Annotated in this window: 18 protein-coding genes; 6 read left to right on the forward strand and 12 right to left on the reverse strand. The window is 57.8% G+C overall.

Annotated features, from left to right (window positions below; translation table 11 throughout):
- Positions 1 to 283: 283 nt before the first annotated feature.
- From MHH28_RS16465 to MHH28_RS16485, 5 genes are all read right to left on the reverse strand, one after another.
- Positions 284 to 1015, reverse strand: a complete 732-nt coding sequence (locus MHH28_RS16465) for a sugar phosphate nucleotidyltransferase (protein ID WP_405104154.1) — start codon at positions 1013 to 1015, stop codon at positions 284 to 286.
- Between the two features lie 47 nt (positions 1016 to 1062).
- The gene (locus tag MHH28_RS16470) at positions 1063 to 1800 is read right to left on the reverse strand and encodes a glycosyltransferase family 2 protein (protein ID WP_209994792.1); all 738 of its coding nucleotides are present in this window, start codon (positions 1798 to 1800) and stop codon (positions 1063 to 1065) included.
- Positions 1797 to 2789, reverse strand: coding sequence for a glycosyltransferase family 2 protein (locus tag MHH28_RS16475; protein ID WP_405104155.1), 993 nt, complete (start codon positions 2787 to 2789; stop codon positions 1797 to 1799). Before MHH28_RS16475 ends, MHH28_RS16470 begins: the two co-directional genes overlap by 4 nt.
- Positions 2786 to 3631, reverse strand: coding sequence for a glycosyltransferase family 2 protein (locus MHH28_RS16480; RefSeq protein ID WP_405104156.1), 846 nt, complete (start codon positions 3629 to 3631; stop codon positions 2786 to 2788). The genes MHH28_RS16475 and MHH28_RS16480 overlap by 4 nt, the downstream gene beginning before the upstream one ends.
- 260 nt (positions 3632 to 3891) lie before the next feature.
- Positions 3892 to 8826, reverse strand: a complete 4935-nt coding sequence (locus MHH28_RS16485) for a WIAG-tail domain (RefSeq protein WP_405104157.1) — start codon at positions 8824 to 8826, stop codon at positions 3892 to 3894.
- A gap of 219 nt (positions 8827 to 9045) precedes the next feature.
- Between MHH28_RS16485 and MHH28_RS16490 the strand changes: the two genes are divergently transcribed.
- Entirely contained in the window at positions 9046 to 10143 is a 1098-nt protein-coding gene (locus MHH28_RS16490; protein ID WP_405104158.1) for a YheC/YheD family protein, read from the forward strand.
- Between the two features lie 91 nt (positions 10144 to 10234).
- The gene (gene asd, locus MHH28_RS16495) at positions 10235 to 11026 is read left to right on the forward strand and encodes an archaetidylserine decarboxylase (RefSeq protein ID WP_405104159.1); all 792 of its coding nucleotides are present in this window, start codon (positions 10235 to 10237) and stop codon (positions 11024 to 11026) included.
- Between the two features lie 208 nt (positions 11027 to 11234).
- Here the strand turns inward: asd and gpmA are convergent, their stop codons facing one another.
- Together gpmA and MHH28_RS16505 are read right to left on the reverse strand one after the other, a co-directional pair.
- Positions 11235 to 11984: a 2,3-diphosphoglycerate-dependent phosphoglycerate mutase gene (gene gpmA / locus MHH28_RS16500; RefSeq protein WP_405104160.1), complete on the reverse strand. Its 750-nt coding sequence runs from the start codon at positions 11982 to 11984 to the stop codon at positions 11235 to 11237.
- Between the two features lie 376 nt (positions 11985 to 12360).
- Positions 12361 to 13146 (reverse strand): helix-turn-helix domain-containing protein, encoded by a 786-nt coding sequence (locus tag MHH28_RS16505; RefSeq protein ID WP_405104161.1) that lies wholly within the window; start codon positions 13144 to 13146, stop codon positions 12361 to 12363.
- Between the two features lie 224 nt (positions 13147 to 13370).
- Between MHH28_RS16505 and MHH28_RS16510 the strand changes: the two genes are divergently transcribed.
- Complete coding sequence (locus MHH28_RS16510; RefSeq protein ID WP_405104162.1) at positions 13371 to 14672, forward strand: aminotransferase class I/II-fold pyridoxal phosphate-dependent enzyme; 1302 nt, start codon at positions 13371 to 13373, stop codon at positions 14670 to 14672.
- 156 nt (positions 14673 to 14828) lie between these two features.
- Positions 14829 to 14942, forward strand: a complete 114-nt coding sequence (locus tag MHH28_RS16515; protein ID WP_209875980.1) for a YjcZ family sporulation protein — start codon at positions 14829 to 14831, stop codon at positions 14940 to 14942.
- A gap of 210 nt (positions 14943 to 15152) precedes the next feature.
- Here the strand turns inward: MHH28_RS16515 and MHH28_RS16520 are convergent, their stop codons facing one another.
- From MHH28_RS16520 to MHH28_RS16540, 5 genes are all read right to left on the reverse strand, one after another.
- Positions 15153 to 16373: an ABC transporter permease gene (locus MHH28_RS16520; protein ID WP_405104163.1), complete on the reverse strand. Its 1221-nt coding sequence runs from the start codon at positions 16371 to 16373 to the stop codon at positions 15153 to 15155.
- 1 nt (position 16374) lies between these two features.
- A complete protein-coding gene (locus MHH28_RS16525; RefSeq protein ID WP_405104164.1) occupies positions 16375 to 17121 on the reverse strand; it encodes an ABC transporter ATP-binding protein in 747 nt (248 codons plus the stop codon).
- The gene (locus MHH28_RS16530) at positions 17118 to 18608 is read right to left on the reverse strand and encodes a DEAD/DEAH box helicase (protein WP_405104165.1); all 1491 of its coding nucleotides are present in this window, start codon (positions 18606 to 18608) and stop codon (positions 17118 to 17120) included. The genes MHH28_RS16525 and MHH28_RS16530 overlap by 4 nt, the downstream gene beginning before the upstream one ends.
- A gap of 175 nt (positions 18609 to 18783) precedes the next feature.
- Positions 18784 to 19560 (reverse strand): SDR family NAD(P)-dependent oxidoreductase, encoded by a 777-nt coding sequence (locus MHH28_RS16535; RefSeq protein WP_405104166.1) that lies wholly within the window; start codon positions 19558 to 19560, stop codon positions 18784 to 18786.
- A 28-nt stretch (positions 19561 to 19588) separates the two neighbouring features.
- Complete coding sequence (locus MHH28_RS16540) at positions 19589 to 20044, reverse strand: chemotaxis protein CheX (protein WP_405104167.1); 456 nt, start codon at positions 20042 to 20044, stop codon at positions 19589 to 19591.
- A gap of 387 nt (positions 20045 to 20431) precedes the next feature.
- On the opposite strand from MHH28_RS16540, the gene MHH28_RS16545 reads away from it, so the two are divergent.
- Positions 20432 to 21334, forward strand: a complete 903-nt coding sequence (locus tag MHH28_RS16545; protein WP_405104168.1) for a LysR family transcriptional regulator — start codon at positions 20432 to 20434, stop codon at positions 21332 to 21334.
- A 45-nt stretch (positions 21335 to 21379) separates the two neighbouring features.
- Positions 21380 to 22189, forward strand: coding sequence for a histidinol-phosphatase (locus tag MHH28_RS16550; protein ID WP_405104169.1), 810 nt, complete (start codon positions 21380 to 21382; stop codon positions 22187 to 22189).
- The last annotated feature ends 141 nt before the right edge of the window (positions 22190 to 22330 follow it).

The following is a 22330-nucleotide window of genomic DNA, read 5'->3' on the forward strand; positions in this document are numbered from 1 at the left end:
ATTGAATTCTAAGGAATTTATCCCTTAGGTACCTTTGACCAGTCTAGTTTCCTTCCATCCCCATCCTCTTCGTATGTAGAACAACTATTTACTCTTCTCTCCCCCTCCTCCCGCGAGAAATATAAGGATAATGTATAGCTCGAAGCCTAAAAAATTCTAATATTCCAAGTGGAAACGGCTATGCCGTCCTTCTTAAGGACGGTATCGTTTCAGCGAGAAATATAAGGATAAATTATCGTGTGGAACATATAAATTCTTATATTTCAAAAAAAAACGCCGCCCCTCAGGGCAGCGCATCTCTCAGCTTATCTCCGGCCTCCCGCAGAGACTGGAAGGTTCCGGCGTCACTCCACCAGCCCTTAAGCACATCGTAGCTCAGCTTGCGCTCTGCGGCATAAATGTTGTTCACATCGGTAATTTCCAGCTCCCCTCTTCTTGAAGGGGAGACGCGGCGGATGATATCGAATACAGCTTCATCGTACATATATATGCCTGTAACACAGAATTTTGTCTTCGGATGCTCGGGCTTCTCTTCAATGTAAGCAATCAGGGAAGCATCGGCGCTGTCAAACACCGGAACCCCGTATCTGCGCGCATCCTCGACAGGCTTCAGGAGCACCTTCGCGGTCCCCACCGGCTGCTGCAGATATCGCTCCACGTAAGGCTCCAGACTATCCTTGAACAGATTATCCCCTAAGAGCACGACAAACCGTTCCCCCGGCAGGATGAATCCTTCCGCCAGCTCCAGCGCTTCCGCGATACCGCCTGCCGCCTCCTGGATTTTGTAAGTCAGGGAGACGCCGAATTCCGCGCCGCTGCCCAAAAAGTCAGTGTACTGTCCTGCGGACTGTTTGCTGATAACCAGGAGAATATCGGTGATCCCCCCCTGGCGCAGCCGCTCAATCCCGTAGCACACCATAGGGTATTTGCCGACCGGAAGCAAATGTTTGTTCATAAGCCGGGTGAGCGGGTATAGCCTTGTTCCTGTTCCGCCTGCCAGTATGACTCCTTTCACTTACGTTCCTCCTCTTTCTCTACGTCTTTAGCCTTCGGCCTGCGGCCTCAGATGAACTGCGACGGGTCCACTTGCCATTTCTCCATAAAAATCCTGCGGTTGCGCTCCACCAGCTCCTGCAATGAGGCGGAATAGACCTCCTTGAAGCTGGCGCTGCCTTCATGATGAACCAGGCAATCTCCGGCAATCAGCAGCCGGTATCCCTGCAGCCGGGCGCGGTAGCAGTAATCGTCATCCTCATAATGGCCCGGCGAGAACCGTTCATCGAGCAGGCCGATCGCGTCCATAAGCTGTCTTTTGAATAAAAAGCACAGACCTACAAGCCTTCGGGTCTCCAGCCACTTCGCCGCATCGGGAATATTGGCCCGGAGCGCCTCGGCATGGAAGCCTGCAATATCGGTATAGCCAGTCTGCACCTGCTGCCGTCCGCTGGCGTAATTCGTCACCGGACCGACAATTCCTATATCGGGGGCACTGTACAAGGCGCTCTTCAGATTATCCAGCCAGCCTGGCGACACAATGACATCATTGTTCAGCAGCAGCAGCTCCTCCCCCGCAGCCAGCTGTAGCCCGATATTGCAGGCCAGCGGAAAACCGCGGTTCTCCGGGAGAGAAATGAACGTCAGCTTGCTGGCGCGGCAGTAGGCTTCGGTACCATCATCCGAGGCATTGTCCACTACAATAATCTCAAAGGCAGACCGGGTATGCGCCCTGATCGATTCGACGCAGGAGCGCAGCAGCCCGAGCCTGTTATACGTAGGAATAATAATGCTCGTCAGTGTCATAGCGCATTCCTCCAGGCGGCAATCTGCCGGCGGTGCTCCAGCAGGTTCTCGGCTGTCAGCTGCCCGCTGTTCTGCTGGTGGGCAATGACCCAGACCAGAGCTTCCGCGTGATCACCGGCAATCAGCTGCTCCATGGCGTTGCCGGTTCCCGTGTTGCCCTGGCGCAGCCGGTTCTGTTTGATCACATTCACCGCTCCGGCCTTCTCCACCCGCAGGCGGCCCATAATAGAGAGGGCCAGCGCTTTGGGCGGCACCATCAGCTCGCGGTAGCCGACCTGCTCCAGCGCCCGGCGGGATAAGGCATGCGGAACGGCCGTCATGGAGCTTGCTCCAAGATCCGGGCGGCCCAGAACCTGATTCAGGTAAAGCTTGCAGCGGGTAACTGCATCACTTAGCCCGAATGGAGGGAGCAGCGGATCAAGGTCATTGAGCGCCACATCCACACCCCGGTCCACCGCAGCCACAAAAGAGGACAGCTGCCCGGCGGAAATCACCATATCGCCATCCAGAAACAGCAGGATGTCTCCCCGGCTGAGCTTGGCGCCAAGCGAACGTCCCACATCATGTCCGGCAGATTCCGGAATGTATACTATGCTCGCCTGAGGGCATAGCCGGGTCCGCTGAAAGCTGCGGTCAGTGCAGCCGTTCAGCACCACGATAATCTCCTGCGGCTTCAGGCGCACCACCTGCTCCAGCAGCTTCGGCAGCGTCTGCTCCTCATTCCTGGCCGAGATAATGACCGACAGCGACCCCTGCGATGTCGGCAGGGACAGTGCCCTCCGCCCGGAAGCGGGCTTCCGCTTGGACCGGGAGAGGCCTGTTCCCGCCGCCGCAGGCTTGCTGCGGCGCTGCGCAGACCGCTGCTTGGCCGCGCCTTTCCGCACTGCTGTGCCGCGTCCGGCGCTGCGCCCTTTAGAGCCGCTGCTTCCGGTTGCAGTACGCCCCGCTGAAGACCGGCCGCTGACGGATACTTCCCGCGCTCCCATCATCTCACCATCTCCCTTCGCCGGGTGCCGTCCCCGAAGCCTGCCCGGCCGCCCCTGCGCTCCAGTACCAGGGCTACAGCATCCAGGTGGTCTCTGAGGATAGCCTCCTGCAGAAGATCGCTGCCGCTGTGCTTCCGGCGGACCGCATTCATCCTGCCCACAGGCACGTTATGCACCGCAGTCACTACCAGGCCTTCCAGTACCGCCTGCGCATGCGCGAGCGGCGGTCTCGACAGCAGGCCGCTGCCCAGGACATCCAGCGCCCTGCGGCTAATCGCATGAGGAACGGCGGTCAATGAACAGCCCTTCAGCTCAGGCCTTCCGAGCAGAAGATTCAGCACATGCTTGGATAACACCACCGGATGCGGAAACCTGCTGCGGACCGGGCCGGAATAATCATTCAGGGCCAGATCCGCTCCGCCGCTGACCGCCGTCACGAAGGGACGCAGCTGCGAGGCGGGGACTACAATATCCCCGTCCGTGAACAGCAGAACCGCTCCCTTCGCCGCCGCAGCGCCTACGCTTCGCCCGACATCATGTCCGAGCGGCTGTTCATACACAATTACGTTCGCTCCGCAGGAGCGCGCAATATCTGCTGTCTGGTCCGCAGAACCGTTAACAACCACAATAACCTCACAGCGGGGATGAACGCCTCTGGCTCCGGCTATCACCGCGGCAATCGTCGCCGCCTCATTCATTGCCGGAATAATAACAGACACATCAGGCTGCGGATGATTCACCGCAGGCGGCGGTATAGCAGGCCGTAAGGGCCGTGCCGCCGGCCGCCGCGCTGTCCGGGTTGCCCGCCGCCCCGTGCGGCGGGCAGATGCTCCTTTTCTTTTCATGCTCATCCACCTTCCTTCACAGGGCTGCTCCCGGGCTGAGGGTTACACCATAGTCTATGTCCCCCGCCACCCCCGGTAACGGCAAGTGTCTCCCCGGACGCAGATAATTGGACAGATGCCGCTATGCGCCTCCGCCCGGCAAGTGAACGTATGTAGGAGCTATAACACCCCACGGCTGCCCTGCTTGTCCAATCAGGCGGAATCATGCACAAAAGGCGCAACCCGCGGCTGCGCCCATGTACAATCTTATCCTATCTCAATCAGTCAAAAGCGCGGTGCTCCACAGCAGGTTTGACCAGCGGAGTGCCCAGTGCAATCCACGACAGCACGCCATAGAAATGCTGAGTCTCGCGCAGCCGTACCACCTCTATCGTCGCTTCTCCGCCCGTTCGGTTCTTCAGCGAGGCATGGAAGTACGGCTGATTAGCCATGGCAACCAGCACATAGCCGGTATGGCCGAAGCTCTCGTCAAAAGAAACCGTCACCTCTACACTCTCCGCCTCACCATTGAACATAAACGCCGTCATCCCGAACTGCTGCAAAACATCGCGGTTCCCGACACTCTGTACCGGATGGAAGGACAGATGCTCCATATTCACTGAGCCGGGCGCCAGATGATCTCCGTTCACTGCATTCTGGGCAAGATGATGGCTCTGGACGCTGCCTTCTTCCAGATGCCGGGACTGGACCGCGAAGGATGCGATTTTGGAAGCCTTCACCGCTTCGTCCTGCAGTTCCGGACTTCCTACAACCCCTTCCGCCAGATGCTCTGTGCCGATGCTGTGAGCTGCAAGCTTCTCTCCCGTAAGACTATGGTCCGGGATCAGCTCGGAGGTCCGCGCATCCCCGGCCAGATGCTCCAGGCCGATGCTGCCGTTGCGGATATGCCGCCCGTCAACGGTTCCCGGAACCAAATGGCCTCCGTAGATGCTGCCCGGAGCCAGGTGACTAGACCCGACAGCTCCCGCCGCCAGCTTGCTGCCGTCAATGCTGCCTTCTCCCAGCAGCTCAGAGGTCAGCGTGCCCTCGGCCAGATGCTCACGCTGGATGCTGCCCGCACGGAGATGGCTGCTATCCACTGAATCAGGCGCCAGATGATCTCCGTTCACTACACCCTGAGCAATATGATGACTCTGGATGCTGTCTTCCTCCAGATGCCGGGACTGGATGGCAAAGGAAGCAATTTGGGAAGCCTTCACCGCCTCGTCCTGCAGCTCAGTGCTTCCTACCGCACCTTCAGCCAGATGCCCGGTGCTGACGCTGTGAAGCGCAAGCTTCTCTCCCGTAAGACTATGGTCCGGGATCAGCTCGGAGGTCCGCACATCCCCGGCCAGATGCTCCAGGCCGATGCTGCCGCTGCGGATATGCCGCCCGTCAACGGTTCCGGGAACCAGATGGCCTCCGTAGATGCTGCCTGGAGCCAGGTGACTAGACCCGACAGCTCCCGCCGCCAGCTTGCTGCCGTCAATGCTGCCTTCTCCCAGCAGCTCGGAGGTCAGCGTGCCCTCGGCCAGATGCTCACGCTGGATGCTGCCCGCACGGAGATGGCTGCTATCCACTGAGTCGGGCGCCAGATGATCCCCGCTCACCGCACCTTGAACAATGTGGTAGCTCTGCACACTGTCCTCTTCCAGATGCCGGGACTGGATGGCAAAGGGAGAGATTTTGGAACTGTCCACCGCCTCATCCTGCAGCTCTGTGCTTCCCACTGCGCCTTCCGCCAGATGCCTGGTTCCAATGCTGTGTTGCGCAAGCTTCTCCCCGGTAACACTGCCATCCTGCAAAAGCTCGGAGGTCCGGGCATCCTGAGCCAGATGCTCCAGGCTGATGCTGCCGGGACGGATATGACAGCTGTCTACAGCTTCAGGCGCCAGGTGACCTCCGTAGACGCTGCCGGAAGCCAGATGGAGAGAGCCCACTGAACCCGCTGCCAGCTTGCTTCCTCTAATACTGCCATCCGGCAGCAGCTCCGCGCTTCTCGTCTCCTCGGCCAGATGCGAGAGCCGGATAATCCCCGAGCCCAGATGGCGCTCCTGGATTACTCCGCCTGCAAGATGCTCTCCACCCACACTCTGCGGCTGGAGATGCCCGGAATGGACTGCTCCTTCGGCCAGCTTGCTTCCTTCAATACTGCCGTCCGACAGCAGCTCCCCGCTTCTCGTCTCCTCGGCCAGATGCGAGAGCCGGATAATCCCCGAGCCCAGATGACGCTCCTGGATCACTCCGCCTGCAAGATGTTCCCCTTCCACGCTCTCCGGCTGGAGGTGCTGTGAATGCACTGCCCCGTCGGCCAGCTTGCTTCCTTCAATACTGCCGTCCGGCAGCAGCTCCCCGCTTCTCGTCTCCTCGGCCAGATGCGAGAGCCGGATAATCCCCGAGCCCAGATGACGCTCCTGGATCACTCCGCCTGCAAGATGTTCCCCTTCCACGCTCTCCGGCTGGAGGTGCTGTGAATGCACTGCCCCGTCGGCCAGCTTGCTTCCTTCAATACTGCCGTCCGGCAGCAGCTCCGCGCCCCGGGTATCGGGTGCCAGATGACTGAGCTGAATGCTGCCCGCCCGGATATGCTTGCTGTTCACTGCATCCGCAGCCAAGTGGCCGCTATACACACTGCCGGCAGCCAGATGGAAGGCTCCGACTACCCCTGCTCCCAGCTTGCTGCCCGCGATGCTGCCATCCGGCAGAAGATCAGCGCTGCGCGTCTCGTTGGCCAGATGGGCCAGCGTAATCGCTCCGGCACCAATATGCCGGGCCTCCACCGCTGCCTGTGCCAAATGAACACCCTGCACACTCGCCTCAGCCAGATGCGCCGATTCCACAGCACCCGCTGCCAGCTTCTCCGCGCCAACGCTGCCGTCAGGCAGGATCGCGGCACTGCGGACCTCCTCTGCCAGATGCGCCAGGCTAATGCCGCCGTCCGCCAGATGCCGCCCCTCCACGGAAGCGTCAGCCAGTTGGACTCCGCCCACACTTCCAGGTGTGAGGTGACGGGCTGCAACGGCCTCCTCCGCCAGCTTGGCGCCGCTGATGCTGCCATCCTGGATCTGAATGGAGGAGACGGAGCTTGGAAGGATATGCCCGTTGCCGATCGACATCGGCCGGATATGCGCTCCGCCCACGCTCCCGGCTGCAAGATGCCGGCCTTCCACAGACGTATTCTTAAGCGAATCCGGGCCGACGGCGCCTGCCGACAGATGCTCACTCTGCACCGCTGAGACTGCCAGCTTCTCTGCACTTACACTGCCGTCAGCCAGCTTAATTGAGGTGACGGCCAGATCGCCCAGTTTATCTGTCGAGACACTCTCCGGCGATAATTTCAGCGAAGTCACGGCATAGTCGGCCAAATGATGCGGCTGTACGATCGCCGCAGCGAGATGGGTCTCCTTGACGGCGCCGGAGGACAGCTTATCTCCCGTTACCGAACCGGATTGCAGCGCGGATGAAGTCACACTGCTGTCTCCAAGATGCCGGCGTTCTATGGCGCCGGAGGCCAGATGCCCGGCGTCCACCGCCTCCTCCTGCAGCACGCGCCCGCTGATGCTGCCGTCCGCCAGATGCTTTTCCTCTATGGCACAGACAGCGATGTGCTCTCCGCCTACCGCCTCTTTGGCAATCACATATCCGCCGACTGCCCCATTAGCCAGCTTGGCGGAAGTAATGCTGCCATCCGCCAGCTTGGCTGCCGTAATGCTCTGAGGACTCAGATGCTCACCCGTAACAGCTTCATACCCCAGCTTTTCCTCAGTAACTGCCCCTCTGGCCAGATGGCCGGTCAGCACCGAATGCCCTTGAAGCTGGACAGAGCCCACAGACTCTGGGGCCAGATGGGAATGGTCCACGGCCTCGCGCTGCAGATGAGCCGAAGTGACGGCCTGCGTAGCAATCTGCGCACTGCGCACTGCGGATTTTGCGATATGGCGTGTCATCACGGCTTCGTCAGCCAGCTTATGGGCCAGAATGCTCTGATCGGCGATTTTGGAAGAAGTGACCGCCTGCTCAATCAGCTGTGCAGTGCCTACCGCACCGTCAGCCAGCTTCACAAAGGAAATGCTGCGGTCTGCCAGATGACGGCTGCCGATCTCACCTTCGGCGATATGGTCCGCATGGATGCTCTCCGGGTTAATGTGCTGGCTGCGGATGGCCTTCGCCCCGATCTGGCGGGACCCGGCAGCTCCATCCGCGAGGTGTCCGCTCTCAATGATGCCGGGCTGAAGCTGCTCCTTGCCGATAAGCCGCGCCGCCAGCTGTTCCCGTCCAATGGCACCCGGTGCCAGATGCTTCGCGGTAATGACACCTTCCCCCACATGCCGGCTCTCGATTACCGCATCGCCCAGCTTGACACCACTGATCCCGCCATCGGCGATTTTGTCGGCGGACACTGCTTCGTCAGCCAGCTTAGAGCGGTCAATGCTGCCATTGCTGAGATGGCGGCTGTCAATGCTGCTGCTAAGGATCTTCTCACCGGTCACCGCCCCATCGTCCAGCAGCTCCGCCGTGATGAGGAGCCCACTTAGATGCCGGCTGCTGATGGCACCGTCGGCTATATGCCCTCCGCTGATCGTCCGGTCTGCCAGCTTCTCCGGACCGATGCTGCCGTCCTTCAGCTTCTCGCCGCCGATGGAGTGATCCAGCAGTTTGCCTCCGCTGACACTGCTCTCCGCCAGATGCTCGCCGGTAATGGACTCCGGCGCTATCTTCGAGGAGGTAACCGCCCGTTCCGCAAGATTGATGCTCTGCACCGCATAGTCCTGCAGCCAGGGAGTGCCGATGATGCCATGCTTTAGCCTGGACCCGTCAATGGTCCGTGGAGCAATCTTGGCGCCGGTAACTGCAGCATCGGACAGATCATCGGTGTATACAGTCTGCAGGCGTTCTTTTTCCAGTTGAGCTGTTATCTCTGCTTCAAGCCGGGCAGCCCGTTCCTCCCGCACGCGAGCCTCTTCCGTCACCACTCCCTGATTTCCCTCCGGTGCAGGCACCGTCTGCTGGAGCGATGTGCTCACTTCCAGCAGCTCCACCCCGCTCACCTGCAGGGCCCAGTCTCCTGCCTCTGCCGCTTCCACTGCTGCCGATTCTGAGGTTTTCTGTTGTTTGGGACTGCTGTCCAGCATGCTAAGTTCAGTCGTATCGGGATTATCCACGTAATAGAGCGGTCTTTTGGAACTGCGCTGCCGTTTTCGTTTGGGACCTTTCATAAGCAGTCTCCTCCTTCCATCTTTTGTTTCTTCTAGGCATCATATGCAGCAGCATAGGCGGATGACACCTTTTTCCTTGCGGGTATCCATTCTTCTCCTTCCAAAAAAGGGCATCTGCCGCCGCGCATCCGTCCAACCCTTACGGGCACGTACATACATACAATGACAGGAGACATAAAAACAGCCGGGAAGTACTTCAAGATAACAGGAGGAACGAACATGGGGCAAAAGCTCGTTGGAATACTGCTGAATGCCGCTATGCACGGGGGCGTTCCCCGGTTAAAAACCGGACAGGAATCTCTGGCCAACTACGAAGAGGCCGCCGCTGCATACGGATTAACCCCTTGCTTTGTGAAGCTGTCCGACATCGACGTGGCGTCCGGCTTCAGCAGTGTCTATATGAAGAAAGGCCAGCAAGGATACCGGAGACAGATCGTCCCTACACCGGAGGTTATTCATAACCGGGCAATCTATGATTCGCGCAGCACCGGCGTCGAACGCCTGCTCCGGCAGGGGATCCAGGTCTATAACAGCTGCAACCGTTACGGCAAGGATCAGATTCACGGCCTGCTGGAGCGCAGCCGCGAACTGCAAGCCGTGCTGCCGGTCACTTCAAGCGGACTCTCCGGCCTGAGGGAGATGATGCACCGCTACCCGGATCTGATCCTCAAGCCTTGCCGGGGCAGCGTGGGTAACGGCGTGATGCGTCTCACCCGCAGCGGCGAAGGGCGCTGGCTCTGGAGCTACTCTCTCTCCGGCTCAAGACGCAAGGTTAGCAGAGCTATTAACCCTGACGCACTCCCCCGGACCCTCCGCGCCCGGCTCTCTTCCGTGCCCTATCTGGTCCAGGAGCGGATTCCGCTGGCCGAGATTAACGGACGCCCCTTTGACCTGCGTGTCACAGTACAGCGGGGCTGGGGAGGAGCGTGGCAGGTCACCGGCCTGTTCGCCAAGCTGGCCGCCCCCGGCGGCTTTGTATCGAACATTGCAAGGGGGGGCGAAGCCCTGAAGTCTTCTTTTGCACTGGAGCAGGCATTCCCTGGAGAAGAAGCGGCCAGAATCCGAATGTCCGTCCTCTCCCTCAGTCTTGCCATCGCCCGTGAACTGGAAAAAAGTCTGCCGGGGCTGGCCGATATCGGTCTGGACATCGGTGTCACGAAGCACGGACAGCTGTACTTCATTGAATGCAACGGGCGCGACCAGCGTTACGGCTTTCAGAAGGCCGGACTGCGCGGGGTATGGAAAGACAGCTACCGCCAGCCTATGGGCTATGCCAGATATCTGTACGAAGAAGCATTAAGAACGAACTCTTATTGATTTGTCTCCTATTCTATGTCAATATAATGCAGAGCGGGTGGAGTCCCTTGGCACGGGATTTGTACTGCTGCATGATGGAAGGGAGATGGGCATGGTTAAACAATTGCTGCGGCTGATGACCGAGCTATCCTCGCACAGATGGCTTTCCAGGTTGATGGGGTCTTTATCCCACAGCAGACTCAGCCGCCTTATGATTCCGGTATTTATTCGTTCCTATCAGATTCCTGCCGCCGAGGCGGAGAAGGCTGCCGGAGAATACCGTACACTGAATGAATTCTTCAGCCGCCGCCTGAAGCCGGGAATGCGTCCGGTGGCCAGCGGTGAACATGCCGTAGCCAGTCCCGTGGACGCTATGATTACGGCGATGGGCGCGATCAACTGCGGCACGATAATGAATGTGAAGGGGCAGGATTATACGCTGGAGGATTTGCTTAATCACTCGCCACACCTCGAATTGTACAAGAAAGGCTATTATTTCGTCCTCTACTTAAGCCCTACCGATTATCACCGGATTCACTCCCCGTTAACCGGACAACTGAGGGAGAGCGATTATATCCGCGGACGGGCATATCCCGTGAATGATTTCGGCATGCGCCATATGAAGAGTGTCCTGAGCCGCAATGAACGGCTGATTACTTATATAGCCGGCAGCCATGGCGAGACCGCCGTGGTCAAGGTTGGCGCAATGAATGTGAGCAGTATCCGCTACACCGATGAGACGGCCAAAGAATGGCAGCGCGGCGACGATCTGGCTTATTTCGAATTCGGTTCCACGGTCGTCCTGCTGATGGAGAGCGGCACCTTCACCCCGCGCCCGGGGCTTGCCCCTGACACAAAGGTGAAGATGGGCGAGCTGCTGGGAGAGATGCGGCGGCCGGTCTAGTTCTGCCGGATCTGATTCCTGCACGAACATCACAACTGATAATGGGACAGGATCACACTTACCGCACAGCACAAAACCCGCCAAAGGACACGAATTTGTGTACCTTGGGCGGGTTTTTTTGAACTCTATTCGAACTCTAAATGAAGCTTCCGGGTGAGTGCATAGCTTGCGTTCGCCTATACTAAGGCTAGACGCAGCGACGCTCCGGTTACTCCGTAACCTTACTCTGATTTGCCACCTCGCGGGCCTTCTGCTGCACCTCTTCCGGTTCGCCGAGATAGAAGCGGCTGAGCGGCTTCACATCGTCGTCGAGCTTGTAGACCAGCGGAACGCCGGTCGGGATATTGAGATCCAGCAGCGCGGTCTCGTCGATATCCTCCATATACTTGATCAGAGCCCGCAGCGTGTTGCCATGCGCCGAGATCAGGACCCGCTCCTTCTTGCGGATCAGCGGCACAATCCGGTTGGCCCAGAAATCGCCGACCCGGTGCACGGTATCCTCCAGGCTCTCCCCGTGCGGGATATCGCCCGGACGCACTTCCTTATAGCGGATATCATGTCTGGCATAACGCGGATCATCCGCCTCCAGCTGAGGAGGCCGGACCGAGAGGCTGCGCCGCCAGATATGGAGCTGCTCCTCACCGTATTTCAGCGCGGTTTCACTTTTGCTCAGGCCCTGCAGCGCCCCGTAATGGCGCTCATTCAGCTTCCATGACTTCTGCACCGGAATCCACAGCAGATCCATCTCATCCAGGATATAGTTCAGCGTCTTGATGGAGCGCTTCAGCACAGAGGCGAACGCAAGATCAAAGGTATATCCGGCATCCTTCAGCAGCCTGCCCGCCTTCTTCGCCTCCTCAATCCCTTTCTCCGTCAGATCGGGATCACTCCAGCCCGTAAACAGATTCTGCCGGTTGTATTCACTCTCTCCATGCCGTATCAGTACTATTTCGTACATAAGCTCTCTCCTTCTTCCGTGTATATTTCGCAGTGCTTTCTTTTATTGTGTCACAGAGCGGTGTCCGCTTCAACTTCAGGCCTATCTTGCGGACTGGAAAGCCGTTATTTCAGCTATTCTGCTGTATAACGCAGGCCAGGCGGACTCAGATGCTCTTAAGTCTGCCCATACAGCTCCATTTCGGCCCCAATCTGCCTGATAACGGCCCCTGAGTCCGCAGCGGGCGGAATGGGTGCTTTTTTTGCAAAATAAGGTCCTCACGGTCCGCATAGCACACATGGCACACGCAGCACACGCTTAGCAGACATGGCACATCCCGCACCAATAGCACATCTGGCAGGATAACTAGGATAGCACCACTAACCACTCCACCGCTTCAGCGGATCTCTGACGGGCTTTTACCGGTGTGCTGCTTGAACTGGCGGCTGAAAAAGAAAATGTCGCGGTAGCCGAGTGCATCCGCCACCTCCGTGACGTTCATACCCGCATACAGCAGCAGATGCTGGGCACGTTCAATCCGTGCGCGGATTACATAGGACTGGACCGAGGAGCCGGTGATCTCCTTGAACTTGATCGAGAAATAACGCGGGGACAGCCCCGCCCGGGCGGCCAGGTCCTCTACCCGGTGCGCCGCCCCGGGATGCTGGCTGACATAGTTGGCGACCTCGTGGATCACCTCTGCCAGCTGGTTGCTGACATGGCGCTCGACCGGCTTCGCCTGATCCTGCCGCAGCAGATGAATCATCAGCTGCTTCAGAATCAGACGGCCCTCCTCCTCCGCAGCATAGGTCTGCACCAGGAACAGCCGGACATAACGGGCCAGCAGATGCTCGAATTCCACCGTCTCGGTCAGCTCATGGTAGAACGCCGGCACCTCGGTCACCTCTTCGGTAACGTCGAAGTGAATATATGTAAGCACAAGCGGTTTTTGCGGATTATGGGTGGCGCTGGTATAATCTCCCGGGCGGAACAGGAAGCAGCTTCCCTTCCCTACCTGGTAGGGCACTCCACCGCGCACAACCGTCCCCTCCCCGCTCCAGACGTAGAATAAATCGTAATTTTGCAGCGGCTTCTCTCTTTTCTGCCACTTCCAGCCCGGTTCACAGACAATCTTCGCCAGGGCCGGGAGGATTACAAAAGAGGATGGCGATGCATGCAGCATATGATTCCCTCCCTAAAAATATTGCATAAGCTTACTTTTCATAATACCTTGTCCGGTTCCTGTTTGTACATCTTCCGCATGCCGCAACGGAGCGGGCCGCCGCCGGATTCCAAAACTATTTATCAAATCACCGCATTACTCAGTGACGGCGGCATGCCGCGGTGTTATAATGTTAGGCAATGTTAGCGTATATATCCCAGAAGAATACCGGAAGGATGAAACTGATGAACCCACTGGCTGGACAATTGAATGACAGCATCAAGGCAGGCAATGAACATGTGTACGATATGCTCTCAAGTCTCGGTAAAGCGATCTATTTTCCCAAAGAGGGGATTCTGAGCCAATCTGCAGAGGCAACGGCTCATGCCAAAAAGTATAACGCCACCATCGGAATTGCCACCGAGAACGGGATGCCGATGCACCTTGGCGTAATTCAGGATAAGCTCTCCGCCTTCAGTCCCAAAGACCTGTACGGCTACGCGCCTCCAGCAGGCAAGCCGGAGCTGCGTTCCGTCTGGCGGGAGAAGATGCTGCGTGAGAATCCGTCGCTGGAAGGCAAGTCTTTCAGTAATCCAATCGTAACGAACGCGCTGACCCACGGGCTTAGCATTGTCGCCGATCTGTTCGCAGAGCCTGGGGATGCCGTCATTTATCCGGACAAAAACTGGGAGAATTACGAGCTGACCTTCGGCATCCGCCGCCAGACTGAAACCGTGACTTACCCGCTCTTCACTGAGGACATGAGCTTCAACAGTGAAGGTCTGCTGGATGCCCTGCTGGCCCAGAAGGAACGCGGCAAAGCCATCGTCCTGCTTAACTTCCCGAATAACCCAACCGGATATACGCCCGGCCTTGCAGAAGGCGAGGCCATCGTTGCCGCGATCCTGCGTGCTGCCAAAGAAGGCGTTAACGTGGTAGTGGTCAGCGATGACGCCTATTTCGGACTCTTTTTCGAGGATTCGCTGAAGGAATCGCTGTTCGGCAGGCTGGCTAATCTGCATCCCCGTGTGCTGGCGGTCAAGATTGACGGAGCCACCAAGGAAGAATTCGTCTGGGGCTTCCGCGTCGGCTTCATCACCTACGCTTCGGAGAACAAGGAGCTGCTGGCCGCGCTGGAGCAGAAGACCCTTGGCATTATCCGGGCTACCATCTCCAGCGGCGCACATCCATCGCAGACCTTCGTGCTCGACGCGCTGAAGGCACCGGAATTCTCTGCCCAGAAGGAAGAGAAATTCCTGATCATGAAAGGCCGGGCCAACAAAGTGAAAGCCCTGCTGGACAGCGGCAAATACGGCGACGACGTATGGACATATTATCCGTTCAACTCCGGGTACTTCATGTGTCTGAAGCTCCTGACCGTGCCCGCCGAAGACCTGCGGCTCCATTTGATTCATACCTACGGCCTGGGAACCATCGCCCTCGGCGAGAGTGACCTGCGCATTGCCTTCTCCTGTATTGAGGAAGATCAATTGGAAGATCTGTTCGATCTGGTCTATGCAGGTGTCCGCGATCTGGAGAAAGCCTGATGAACCGCAGCCTTTGAACACATACATCAGCCCCGGAATGCCGGGGCTGATTTTTTTTGCCCGGTGCTACGGCATTGGCCTATACACGTTCTTCCCTCCGCACATACAATACGATGTACTCAAGTACAACAACACACACTTGAAAGGGGAATGAACATGAGCGAAGAAGTTAGAGGCGGATACGGATACGGCGGCGGTTTCACAAGTACTGGAGCCATTCTGGTCCTCTTTATCCTGCTGGTTATCATCAGCCGTTCACTCTTTGTCTAACAGGGAGTGAGTCCCCTGGAGGGAGCCGCGTGCTCTCTCCGATCCACGTGTTATAGCATTCCCTGCTCCACCTGATATGAAGAGGGGATTCCCTTCTATAGATTCTTAGCTTCTAAAATGGCCTCAGACTCCGCATTCGCGAGAGCCTGAGGCCATTTGTTATAAGCAACACGCTGCGGTGTCACACATTGCCCGCTGCTACAATCTGTCCTACAGGTCGTCCTCATCCACACGCTTGTCCTTGCGGGTGGAGTGGGCCTTAAACAGGAACGCCAGCAGGAATCCGCAGGCGAAGGTGGCAAGCACCTCCAGCGGACGCTGCCCTGCCTGAAGCAGAAGAGGCAATCCGGTCAGCAGCGCCAGGACCAGATGGGCCCGGAAGACAAACTGGATTGTCCCCTTGCCCTTACTGCCCTCCGGCAGCGGGTAGACCGTCAGCCAGAACGATTCGCTGTGCAGCTTGCGCAGCGCCGTGAGCTGAATGCCCATCATGAAGAGGAAGAATACATAGATGCCGCTGCCCAGGAAGCTATCCCGCATCATCCAGACCAGGAACAGGCCCAGCACGGCCATCCGCAGCACGATGCCGAAGATATCGCCCCGTGCGAAGCTTTTGGTCAAGAGGAACCGGTAGGCGGAATCCCGCTGCCAGCTCAGACCGCTGCCCCAGCGTGACAGATAACGGCGGGCATAGACCCGCTGCTCGCGTCCCGGTACATCGACGAACCAGCCGAGGACCATCAGCGCCCTTGTGCCCTGGTTCTTCTCCATGGTGATCAGGCGTTCCCACGGAACCGCATGCCGGCCAGGGACGGCCAACGCGGCCACATAGGCTGCGCCCAGGATCAGAATGAAGATCAGGGCGCGCACAGACGGCTGCCATAGCCATGCCGCAACCATCAGACCGCCTACTGCCCAGCGCAGCAGGTTATAGGCTGCCGCAGCCGGACGGGAGAGCATCGCCGTCTCCCGCCATAACCCGTAGCTGGATACCAGCTTGACCAGAATCAGCACCAGCAGAGTAGCCAGCAGCCCCCTCGGGGACTCCCCGGTACGTATGTACAGCGGCCATAAGGTAATGAGGATAAAGGCCAGTCGCAGAATCTTCCACACATTGCCGCTGAACCAGGCCGGGGCGAAATACTCCCGCATCCGGTGGCCCTGCGGCAGCAGGAAGATCGTATCCGGGGTCTGCAGATACGTCCGGAAGCTGCTGTGCACCGCCGCAGGCACCAGCAGGACGAGCATAATCCAGCGGATCGGTATGCCAGGCGGAATATCGCGCAGCAGCGCCGTGTACCAGGCAGAGAACATAATCAGCACCAGCAGGAACACCATCGCTACACCGCTCTGAATAATATAACCCACATAGGGGATCAAGCTACCTGTGAACCGGCTGCGCCGCTGCCGGCGCAGCTCCTTCAAATCCATATTATTTCCCTCCCTGAACCAGCTCGTAGAACAGCTGCTCCAAATTCAAGCCCTGCCGTCCGGCCTTCGCGGTCATTTCGGCGAGTGTTCCCTCCGCAATCACCATTCCGCGGTGCAGCACAATGAACCGGTCACAATAGTTCTCGATGGTGGAGAGGATATGCGAGCTGAGCAGAATCGAGGCCCCGGACTTCTTCAGGTCCAGCATGAAATCCAGCAGGGAGCGGATACCCAGCGGGTCGAGGCCGAGGAACGGCTCGTCGATCACATACAGAGCCGGACGCGCCACGAATGCGCACATGATCATCACCTTCTGCTTCATGCCCTTGGACAGATGGGAGGACAACGTATCCATCTTGTCCTCCATATTGAAGAGTGCGGCCAGCTGGCTGGTGCGTGATTCATAATCACTGCGTTCAACGCCATACGCTCTGGCAGTGAATTCCACATGCTCACGAACCGTCATTTCCTCATAGAGCAGAGGGGATTCCGGCACGAAGGACAGCGCACTGTGGTAGCTCTCAGGATCGCTGCTGCGCGTCTTCCCCTGTACTGTAATCTCACCCTTATGCGGGGACATCAGCCCCAGGATATGCTTCATTGTGGTGCTCTTGCCCGCACCATTCAGTCCGATTAACCCAACCATCTCACCGGGCTGCACCTGCAGGCCGATGTTATGAAGCACCGGCTTGTTCAGACTGTAGCCTCCGCTGAGGCCCGTAATTTCCAATACGGGAGCTGTATTCATTGGCCGTCACCTCTCGGGGTTTTGTTCTTGAGCCACTTCGGGGCTCCCTTATTCTTGCGGTTCTTATCCCGCTCCGCCTGGCTGCGGGCCTTGCCCCCGGCCCCCGCCGCGCTGCGCGTGCCGGCGCTTATTCCCGGCCGGTGCTGCTCGCGCCGTGCCGTGAGCCCGCTGCTGCCAGCCGCTCCGCCCGGCTGCCCTGCCGGCGCTTCGCCGCCGGTCCCTCCGGCTGTTCCAGCCGCAGAGGTCCGCACCTGCGGCTTGCCGGTGCGCGGCGCTGCAATGCCGCCGCGCGGTTCAGCCCCTTCGCGGCGGGTCTGCGCGCCCCCGCCGCTGCGCAGCTCGGCGCGCTCGCCTTCCGCCAGCGCCTTGCCGAAGGTCATCGCCCGCTCGTCCAGCTGGATATCCAGCTCGCGGGCGAATTTGCGCATGATGAACGTCTGCTGCTCCGTAACGATCGTTACGGATAAGCCGCGTTTGCCCATGCGCCCGGTCCGTCCGGCACGGTGGACATAGTGCTCGGAGTCGAAGGCCGGATCGAAGCTGACGACAAGCGTCAGATTCTCAATGTCCAGACCCCGGGCCGCTACATCGCTGGCGACCAGTACCTTAAGCTTGCCGTCCCGGAAGCGGGCCAGCACGCTTGCACGCGTCACCTTGTCGGCATCGCCGTACAGCGCTGCGGCCGGAAGCCCCAGATGGTTCAGCTTCGCCGTTACCTCGGCAATATCGTCCGTCGCGTTCACGAAGACAATGGCCCGCTCCGGCTTGTAGTGGCGGATCACCCGGCGCAGCATATCGATCTTGTTGCGCTCCTCGCATACCACATAGTGATGCTCCAGGCTCTCTGCGGTCATCATGCCGGGATCGATGCCCACCTCCGCCGGATTCTTCATCTCCCGGTTTGCCAGCAGACGGGTCTCCGGTCCAATCGTGGCCGACAGCATGACCAGTTGCCGCGTACGCAGTGCGCTGCTGACGATCTTCGTCACTTCGCCCGCCCCGCTAAGCTGGAACATCTGGTCCGCCTCATCAAGAATAATCGTGCTTACCTCATGCATCTTGAGCTTGCGCAGCCCGATCAGCTCACGTATGCGTCCCGGAGTACCTACCACCAGGTGCGGATGCTCCCGCAGCTTGTCAATCTGACGCTTGATCGCTGCCCCGCCGATCAACCCCATCGCCCGGATGCCCCGGTGTGCCCCGTAGCGCTCCGCTTCACGGAGGATCTGCATCGCCAGCTCCTGGGTTGGGGCCAGCACGAGCTTCTGCACCGATTTCGAGTCCGGGTTAATCCCTTGCAGCAGCGGCAGCAGATAAGCCAGCGTCTTGCCTGTTCCTGTCTGGGAAGCGGCCAGAACATCCCTTCCTTCCAGCAGAAGCGGAATGGTCTGCTCCTGTACTGGGGAGGGTTCCGTGATGCCGAATTCAGACAAGCGGGCAGCCAGGTCTTCCTGAATGCCGATAGCCGCAAAAGAAGCTTTATTCATAATAGGGTTTCATCCTTTTCACTTAAGATAATATGTTCATTATATGCCAAAAAGGCCTCTCCACCAAATGGAGGGCCATAAAATCTAAGTTGGGGCCGTATCTACCACGGTCATACCATCCTGTATACCAAAGGGGGACAAGCCGTTCACGCCACAGCCGGTGACGATGGCCTGTTCATTTTCTGTTCATCAGGTTATAGGTCAGCTTGTCGGCCAGCCGCGGGAACAGACCATAGAGACGGATGCCGAAGCCTGCCAGACCGGGCAGATCCACTTCCTCTTTGCCCTTGTCCATCAGCTTGACGATCTTCGCGGACACATGCTGCGGCGTCATCATGATCCGGCTTACGCTTCGTTCATAATTGCCTGAAGGGTCGGCGGTCTTGAAGAATTCGGTGGCGATGGGTCCGGGGTTCACGGCCGAGACCACAATTCCGCTCCTCCGCAGCTCCTGGCGGAGCGCATTGGTGAAGCCGAGCACTGCATGTTTGGTGGCTGTATAGGACACCGAGCGTGCAGTTCCGATTTTGCCGGCCATGGAAGCCACATTCACGATCTGACCGCTGCCGCGCGTAAGCATATGAGGAACGACAGCCTTGGTGCAGCGTACAATTCCCATATAGTTGACATCCATCATGTCAGCGAATTCTTCAGACTCCATCTCTGTAAAAGCGGCAAACTTGCCGTAACCGGCATTGTTGAGCAGAATGTCAATTCTGCCGTATTGCTCCAGGATCTCTGCAAAAGTACGCTTCACCGCCGCCTCATCGGTCACATCGCAGACGAACAGCCCATAAGTCCCCTGAATTCCGGCCGCAGTAGCCTGCAGCTTGTCCTTAGAACGGGCCAGCAGAACGGGAACAGCCCCGCGCCCGCTGAGCATCTGTGCCGTAAGCGCACCTATGCCGCTGGATGCTCCTGTAATCACCACAATTTTGCCTTGTAATGCCATCGAATAGATTCAACTCCCGGTTCTCCGCCTAAGAGATCATCACCTGAATATCCAGCTCTCCGATGCCTTCCATCACAAGAGGAATACTCAGCGCTCTGCGCGGCAGTATGGACATGCTCTCAGACTTCATCAGCTTCGGCGGGGTAATGTCTACCGACACTCCTTGATTGGATAGAATAGTACTGGCATTGCCGCTGATCATATTGCCCAGCTCTGAAATGGCGCTCTGGCCCATCTCATCCATCTCTGTTATCACATAACCGCCCATCATGGCTGACACGATCTTCAGCGCTACCTGCTCGGCAATCCCGAAGATAATATTCCCGCTGAGCTGACCTGTCATTCCCACTTGAATCCATATATGATTGTCGATCAGTTCAATATCCTTAATCCCCAGCATACCGGTGGACGGCGAGACTTGGATCACCTGTTCAATTACAATGCGCGCAGACTCTAAAAACGGATTAATTACTTCTGCTTTCATGAAAGTGCTGTCCCCCTCGACCAGTCTTTAGTCATATACCAAAAGTCCTAAGCAATAAAATTTATTATACTTCATATATCGGCATTATTCACCAAAAATTAATGGTCTTGTCGAATGATTTCTGAAGATAGTTTGGGCGGCAACATTGCCCTCCCGGGAGGAATCTCCTATAATTTAATCAATAAACGCAAGATCTGCGGCATCACACCCTCCGAGTACAGCGCTCACAGCGACCCTTTTACCCGTCTACCTTGTCAGAATCCGCAGCTTGCAGACTCTAACTTCAGGAAGCAGACATGTACGCATATATCCACCGGAAAGCTGCGGCTTTCCCCATTTGTACAAATATACGGCGGCACCATCCGGTAGCCATAAGGGGGCAAGTCCATGAATATCAGCCAGCTCGAAACACTGATCACCATCTCCAAAACCATGAGCTTCCGCAAGGCGGGCGAGCTGCTCAACCTGACGCAGCCTGCGGTCTCGGCGCAGATTAAAAGCCTGGAGGAAGAGTTCAAAACCCAGCTTGTTGACCGGAATCAGCCGGTGACGCTGACGGACAGGGGCAAGGTTTTCCTCGCCCACGCGGAACAGATTGTTGGAATCGTAGATGAGCTTAAGCAGCGCCTTGCCGATCTCGAAGAGAATCCCCAAGGGCATATTATTCTCGGTACGACCACCTCCATCGCCATTCAGATTCTCCCCCGGGTGCTCTCCTATTTCCAGGATCAGTTCCCTCATATCAAAACCTCGATCTCATCCATGTCCTCCTCCCAGATCTACCAGCATGTCGAAAACGGGATTGTGGATGTCGGCATCGGCTATCTGATCGGCCGCAACCCGGGGATGACTACCTCGGTCCTGTATTATGATACTTTCGAACTGGTTGTTTCGCCCCGCCATCCGCTGGCCCAGGTCAAATCGGCCGGGATCGAGGCCCTGGGCACCATCCCGCTCATCCTGCTCTCGCCCGATACGGTTGGACGGAAATTTGTCGATGAGGTGCTGGCCAAGCACGGCATTCAGCCGTTAGTGATCATGGAGCTGACCAGCAGTGAGGAAGTGAAACGGATGGTGGAGCTGGATCTGGGGGCGGCGGTGATCTCCAAGCAGTCTGTCACTGCCGAGGTCAGAAGCGGAACCCTGCGCATCGTCCCGATCATCGAGCTTGAGGTGACCCATCCGGTTGGTGTCATTACCAAGTCCGGCAAATATGTCAATTCTGCAATGAGACAGTTCCTGAGCGATCTTAAGGGAATGCCCGAGACCCAGTTTATCGGCTCAGAATAACCTGCACCCTATTTCGCCATTTTGGCCTAAGGAGATGTTCCCATAATGAAGTTCGACCTGCATACCCATCATTTCCGCTGCGGCCATGCTGACGGCACGATCCGCGATTATATTGAAGCCGGAATAGCGGCGGGGCTGGATGTTATCGGTATTTCCGATCATTCGCCTTACTTCGGAAGCCCGTCCGAGCAGGCTTTTCCGCGTATTGCCATGGCCAAGTCCGAGCTGGTTCACTATGTGGAGGAAGTATTGGCGCTGCAAAAAGAGTACGAAGGACGCATCGACGTCCTGCTCGGTATGGAATCCGACTATTTCCCGGAGCATGCGGAGCTGTACCGCAAGACCTACGCCGCCTATCCGTTCGATTATGTGATCGGCTCCGTGCATCATGTAGACGGGGTCAGTATCTTTAACCAGGGACGCTGGAAGGGGCTGGCCCCCGGGCAGAGGCTTGCTTCCAAAAGCGAGTACTACCGGCTGATTGCCGAATCCGCGCGCAGCGGCATCTTCCAGATTCTCGGCCATATCGATGCCATGAAAGGGAACTATCCGCCGTTCTCCGAGATCGCTGCCCCCGAGGAGATTGACGAAGCCTTGCGGGTCATCGGTGAATGCGGCCCGGCCATCGAGATCAACACCTCCGGCGGCACCAAGCTGTGCGGCGGCTGGTACCCTTCCGATGAGATTCTGGAGCGGGCCCTGCATTTCGGCGTGGAGGTTAGCTTCGGCTCCGATGCCCACCTCCCTGCCCGCGTTGCCGATCAGCGCAATCAGGTGGCTGCGCGGCTGAAGGAGATTGGCTTCGAGTACTGGGTCTATTACAAGCGGCGCGAGAAGGTTAAGGTTGCGCTGTAAGCAGACGCATAATTCATTTCAAAAACCCCGCCTTACCAAAGTCTGCACCAGACTTGCAAGGCGGGGTTTCTATTGGGCTAAGGCGATACTATTTGAGAATCAGACTACAAACTGTTAGCTGCTACCTTCCAACTCTTCACT

Origin of the sequence: Paenibacillus sp. FSL K6-1217 (genome assembly GCF_045040735.1) — a bacterium.
In the GTDB taxonomy this organism is placed as follows: Bacteria; Bacillota; Bacilli; order Paenibacillales; family Paenibacillaceae; genus Paenibacillus_AQ.

Bases quoted from the DNA above. Each gene is read 5' to 3' on its own strand.
- MHH28_RS16520 (WP_405104163.1), bottom strand. From the start codon at position 16,373: ATGGATTTGAAGGAGCTGCGCCGGCAGCGGCGCAGCCGGTTCACAGGT.
- gpmA (WP_405104160.1), bottom strand. From the start codon at position 11,984: ATGTACGAAATAGTACTGATACGGCATGGAGAGAGTGAATACAACCGG.
- MHH28_RS16490 (WP_405104158.1), top strand. From the start codon at position 9,046: ATGGGGCAAAAGCTCGTTGGAATACTGCTGAATGCCGCTATGCACGGG.
- MHH28_RS16480 (WP_405104156.1), bottom strand. From the start codon at position 3,631: ATGAAAAGAAAAGGAGCATCTGCCCGCCGCACGGGGCGGCGGGCAACC.
- MHH28_RS16550 (WP_405104169.1), top strand. From the start codon at position 21,380: ATGAAGTTCGACCTGCATACCCATCATTTCCGCTGCGGCCATGCTGAC.
- MHH28_RS16510 (WP_405104162.1), top strand. From the start codon at position 13,371: ATGAACCCACTGGCTGGACAATTGAATGACAGCATCAAGGCAGGCAAT.
- MHH28_RS16535 (WP_405104166.1), bottom strand. From the start codon at position 19,560: ATGGCATTACAAGGCAAAATTGTGGTGATTACAGGAGCATCCAGCGGC.
- MHH28_RS16530 (WP_405104165.1), bottom strand. From the start codon at position 18,608: ATGAATAAAGCTTCTTTTGCGGCTATCGGCATTCAGGAAGACCTGGCT.
- MHH28_RS16470 (WP_209994792.1), bottom strand. From the start codon at position 1,800: ATGACACTGACGAGCATTATTATTCCTACGTATAACAGGCTCGGGCTG.
- MHH28_RS16545 (WP_405104168.1), top strand. From the start codon at position 20,432: ATGAATATCAGCCAGCTCGAAACACTGATCACCATCTCCAAAACCATG.
- MHH28_RS16525 (WP_405104164.1), bottom strand. From the start codon at position 17,121: ATGAATACAGCTCCCGTATTGGAAATTACGGGCCTCAGCGGAGGCTAC.
- MHH28_RS16475 (WP_405104155.1), bottom strand. From the start codon at position 2,789: ATGATGGGAGCGCGGGAAGTATCCGTCAGCGGCCGGTCTTCAGCGGGG.
- asd (WP_405104159.1), top strand. From the start codon at position 10,235: ATGGTTAAACAATTGCTGCGGCTGATGACCGAGCTATCCTCGCACAGA.
- MHH28_RS16505 (WP_405104161.1), bottom strand. From the start codon at position 13,146: ATGCTGCATGCATCGCCATCCTCTTTTGTAATCCTCCCGGCCCTGGCG.
- MHH28_RS16540 (WP_405104167.1), bottom strand. From the start codon at position 20,044: ATGAAAGCAGAAGTAATTAATCCGTTTTTAGAGTCTGCGCGCATTGTA.
- MHH28_RS16485 (WP_405104157.1), bottom strand. From the start codon at position 8,826: ATGAAAGGTCCCAAACGAAAACGGCAGCGCAGTTCCAAAAGACCGCTC.
- MHH28_RS16515 (WP_209875980.1), top strand. From the start codon at position 14,829: ATGAGCGAAGAAGTTAGAGGCGGATACGGATACGGCGGCGGTTTCACA.